Below are 4,566 nucleotides of genomic sequence, written 5' to 3' on the forward strand. Positions count from 1 at the left end.
GGAAAATTTGTCCAACTACTTCAAATATCCAGCAGATATAAGACGCATTATCTATACAACCAATATTATTGAATCTGTACATAGACAGTTCAGAAAATTAACTAAAACTAAAGGAGCATTTCCAAATGAAAATTCACTTTTAAAACTACTCTATATGGGAATTCAGAACGCACAGAAAAAGTGGACAATGCCGATGCGTAACTGGAGTCTGACACTTTCACAACTGGCTATATTTTTCGAAGGTAGGCTCGAAGAAGCCCTTGAACTATGATATAATCTTAGGAACTATTGGATGTTGACACAAAATTCTGAACGGTCTCACTAATTATGAATCTTCATAATGGTTTAAATAAATATATTCAAATTTATCATGTATTTCATTTGGAGATAGATTATCTATATCTATTTCCGATAAATCTTTTATTAATTCATCAATATCACTATGATTTAAAAAATAATCTTCATTAAAATATCCATTTAATTTTTTGTTAACAAAACCTAAAAATAATTTAAATACATCACTATAATTTTCTCCATTTTTTAAGCATTCATCATAATAATCATTATTTAAATCAGGTTGATTATTTTTTAAAACTTTAAGATAAATTTCCTTAATAAATAAATCTATATTTTTCTTATTTTCATTGAATTCTTTATAGACAAAGTTTTTTTGTTTCCCATTTAAAGCTTTTGATATGCTAGAAGTTGCAACTTTAAATACTCTCGATAAGTCTTCTTGTGTTATTTCTAATTCTTTAAATTTATCTTTAAAGGTTGTAAGGAAATATTCACTTTTTTCTTTTTCATGACTAGTGTCTTTTTCTTTAAAAAAATTTTCTATTAAATATATTTCAATTATTTTTTCAGCTGGAATTTGTGCTATTTTAGCTTTTTTAATGAGTTTTCTGTACAAATTTTCTGGTAAAGAGATACATATTTTTTTCATTATATTTCCTATATTTATTACTAGAATATATAAAGAAATAATATCAAAAAAATTATAGAATTACAATATTCGCATTAAGGAAAGTTTAAAGGAAAATATGAAAGAATTACACAAATATAGTTAACAGGAAAATATGAATGAAAGAAAATGTACTACAAGAAAAAGTTCAAAGGGAAACGAGGCTTAATGCAGCAAAATTAGTTTGTTGTTTAGGAAAAATTAAAACTGTCGAAGACATTATTAGATTTTATGAATCAATTATTATAGTTATTAAGCCTGAAGTTATAAGATGCTGTAATATTTTAGGGTATAGGTACAAGGATATGGATTATGTATATTCTCTTGCTACAAAACAAACATATAAATCTTTATTAAATGTTAGAAAACATATAAAAAAATTTAAAATTGAAAAAAAATATAAAGGTACTTTAAAATTTTTTTCTTTTACAAGTGTAGAAAAATCTATTAAATGGCTAACACAAAGAATAATAAGTAATATGAGAAATACTACTGATATTCGATATAAATCTTTATATATTGAATTGAGTGAAGTTTATAGTATAGAAGATTGGAACTGTTTTATTAATATTATAGAAGATATTGAAAAAGAAATTATATTAGAACAATTTGCAAAGTTTTCAAAAAAACAAAAAATCGAAATAGCAAAGAAAATATGGAAAGAAAGTTTACTAGATATGGACCTTGATGATGAAGACTTTAAAAAAATTTGCGATTATTTAAACATTAGGATTTCAGATATATTTAAAGACACTATAGAAGCTAAAATAAAAGCTGAAAGAACAAATATCGGGAATAAACAACTATTTTTAGTAATGTAAGGTTACAAGATGTCAGCTATTTTCCAGTGTTTCTTTACAGCCAAATACCCTATGACAGCAGCAACCATAAAACCTATTGGTATGATTAATATACCTAAATTATCCATTTTTCAAACTCTCCAATTCTTTAATGGTTGCATTAAGCTTAGTATAGCTTACAAATATTGCAATAGATGTAAACATAAAGACTATTGCAAATATATATCCAATGCTATTGTTTTGCTTGAAGAAGCTGATACTATAAGCACCAAACCCACCTGCTATTGGTATCAGCACTACAAGCTTTTTATACAAAGCATCAACGATCTTACTAAGAAGATCAGCTTTATTTTCCATATAAACACCATCTCAAAGGATTAATAATGTTAAATGTAATTATAACAAATAATCTTTATAATATCAACATTGAGCGAGCGGTTTTATGCACAGCAGTATTTGAACCAACGAAATTTGAAGAAATTGCAGTACAGCTTAAAGCAGATGATTTTTACCATCCTTTCCATCAGAACCTTTTTACCGCTATGGAAGAACTTCACAAAAACGATCAACCAATTGATGAAGAGTTCCTTAGAGAAAAGTTAGCAAAAAAGAATCAGTTTAATGAAGTTGCTTTTTTAGATGTCTTAAGTGCTAATCCTCTCTCAAATATTAATGCCTACATTAATCAAATTAAGCAGAAAGCAAAAAATAGAAAAATGCTTTATATTGTTGCAAAAATAAAACATAAAATCGAAGCAGGTGAATCAAATGCGGCAGAAGTAGCGGCACAAATAATGGCAAATGTAGATAGTATGTTTGTAGGTACAGATATTGAGGTATATATAGCGAAAGCAAAATATAAACAAGCTATCTTACAAAAGATTAAAAAACTTAAAAAACTAAAGGAAAGTGAATTTGTAGAGCTTGAAGAAGAAAAAATATACGATGAAGTAATTGAAAAGCTTGAAAATAAAATAGGAATAAATCAAAAGAAAGAGTGGGATGATAGCTTTGATGAATGGTTAGATTCTATTGATATGGATCCAGACGAAGTAGAAAATAAAAAAGTAGAGTATGTCATACAAAATTTAGTGGTTAAAAACGGAATAACAGTATTTTTTGGTCCAAGTGGTGGTGGTAAATCAACTGGAGTAATAGGAATAAGTTATACAGCTCTTTTGGATGGAACAATCAAGAGAGTAATATATTTAGATTTGGATAATGGAGATACAACGATACAAGAACGGAAGATACATGAACTTAAGCGTATATTAAGGCAAAGGTTAAGATATATTTCACAGGATGAGAATAAAGTTTGGAGAATGATTAAAGAACTTTTAAAAAGAGATTTGCATGACACAATGATTGTTTTTGATAGTGCAAAAAATTTCATGAAAGGGAAAGACAGGGATAAAAACAAAGATGTAAGTGAGCTGACAGAGGTATTTAAGCGTCTAAGAAACAATGGTGCAACAATAATTGCATTGCATCATACGAATAAACCAAATCAAGAAATGGATGAATACGAACAGGTTTATGCAGGATCATCAGCATGGAGAGAAGATGTCGATAATATGTTTTTGTTAGTAACTAATAAATATAAAAATACATTTATTTTTGTTCCATCTAAAAATAGGGTAGGAATAATAGAAGAGCAAGCATATAAAATTGAAAATCATATAATTGAAAAAGTTGAAACAGAATGGGCAAAAGAAGATGCAGAATTTGAAGAGATAAGAGATCAAGTAATCTCTTTTATAGAAGACTGCAAAACCCCGCCTACATTTTCACAAATCTTAACTTTTTTAATTGAATCTGGATATTCAAAAAATAAATCAAATAAAGTTATCCAGAAAGGAAAGGGCAGATATTGGAAGATTGAAAAAATAAAAAAAAATAATAAGAATTTATACTTTTTAATTCAGCCAGAAGAAGCTGAAACAAAATTTAAAGTAGTTGAATTTGAGAAAAAGAATAAAGCCTCCTCGGATAAGTGTGATAAGTCGGATAAGTCCTATTTTAGGGATTTCTCTAAGTCGGATAACTGCGGACAAGTGCGGACAAGTGTGGATAAGAATTATGTATATGACATGAAAAATAATTATAGTAAAAAAGGATATTGCAATGTTTAAGAATTTGGAAGATGCAATTCTTTTAATCCTTGAAACACAAAAAAGACTTGAAAACAAATTGGATGCAATTTTGCAGATAACTTGGAGTAGAAAGGACGTCGCAAGATACCTTAAAAAGTCAACAAAAACAGTAGATAATTACATTAAAAACGGAAAACTGCAGGAAGGAAAGCACTTTGTGAAAGAAAATGGAAGGCTTTTGTTTTATCCAGAAGCTGTAATAGACTTTAAAAAAGATTTAATTAAACCTAAAAAGATTAATAAAGTTGAAAAACAGCTGCATCCAATATCTAAAAAAATATTGCATAAAATTAACTAATAGCCTTTTTATAAAAAATAACTTAAAAAGGACAAAAAAATAAAAAAGCAATAGCTTTTTAAAGCTATTTTAAAAACAACCAATTTTCAAGAGATTTTTCTCTTGAAATGAGTTTGATTTTGAAAGCACTTTTAAGAGTTTAATCTAAAATTATAACTTTAGATTAGAGTGCTTTTACAATCAAACTAAGTTGGTTTGATTGACAATTAAAAGGTGATGGCACTATTACAATTCCATCATCAATTTGAAGTAAATTAGCTTTAGTTCTTTAACTTATCACTGTCTAACCATAGCAAAAACACGAGAGGGGTTATAAGGTTCATTGTTTTTAAAGATGGCATAGATAATTGT

The 4,566-nt window shown here is 27.4% G+C and carries 6 protein-coding genes; 4 read left to right on the forward strand and 2 right to left on the reverse strand.

Annotated features, from left to right (window positions below; all coding sequences use genetic code 11):
- Positions 1-271: transposase (locus BM227_RS12360; RefSeq protein WP_143089750.1), on the forward strand; the 271-nt coding region annotated here is incomplete at its 5' end.
- A gap of 54 nt (positions 272-325) precedes the next feature.
- Here the strand turns inward: BM227_RS12360 and BM227_RS12365 are convergent.
- Positions 326-946 carry a hypothetical protein gene (locus BM227_RS12365; RefSeq protein ID WP_092914291.1) on the reverse strand — a complete coding sequence of 207 codons (621 nt, stop codon included), beginning with the start codon at positions 944-946 and terminating at the stop codon, positions 326-328.
- 137 nt (positions 947-1,083) lie between these two features.
- Between BM227_RS12365 and BM227_RS12370 the strand changes: the two genes are divergently transcribed.
- A complete protein-coding gene (locus BM227_RS12370; protein ID WP_092914293.1) occupies positions 1,084-1,785 on the forward strand; it encodes a hypothetical protein in 702 nt (233 codons plus the stop codon).
- 99 nt (positions 1,786-1,884) lie between these two features.
- On the opposite strand, the gene BM227_RS12375 is transcribed toward BM227_RS12370, so the two are convergent.
- A complete protein-coding gene (locus tag BM227_RS12375) occupies positions 1,885-2,121 on the reverse strand; it encodes a hypothetical protein (protein ID WP_092914295.1) in 237 nt (78 codons plus the stop codon).
- Positions 2,122-2,147: 26 nt separating this feature from the next.
- Between BM227_RS12375 and BM227_RS12380 the strand changes: the two genes are divergently transcribed.
- Together BM227_RS12380 and BM227_RS12385 are read left to right on the forward strand one after the other, a co-directional pair.
- A complete protein-coding gene (locus BM227_RS12380; RefSeq protein ID WP_092914297.1) occupies positions 2,148-3,896 on the forward strand; it encodes a DnaB-like helicase N-terminal domain-containing protein in 1,749 nt (582 codons plus the stop codon).
- Complete coding sequence (locus BM227_RS12385; protein ID WP_092914299.1) at positions 3,889-4,215, forward strand: MerR family transcriptional regulator; 327 nt, start codon at positions 3,889-3,891, stop codon at positions 4,213-4,215. The genes BM227_RS12380 and BM227_RS12385 overlap by 8 nt, the downstream gene beginning before the upstream one ends.
- The last annotated feature ends 351 nt before the right edge of the window (positions 4,216-4,566 follow it).

Origin of the sequence: Hydrogenimonas thermophila (assembly GCF_900115615.1) — a bacterium.
Classification (GTDB): Bacteria; Campylobacterota; Campylobacteria; order Campylobacterales; family Hydrogenimonadaceae; genus Hydrogenimonas; species Hydrogenimonas thermophila.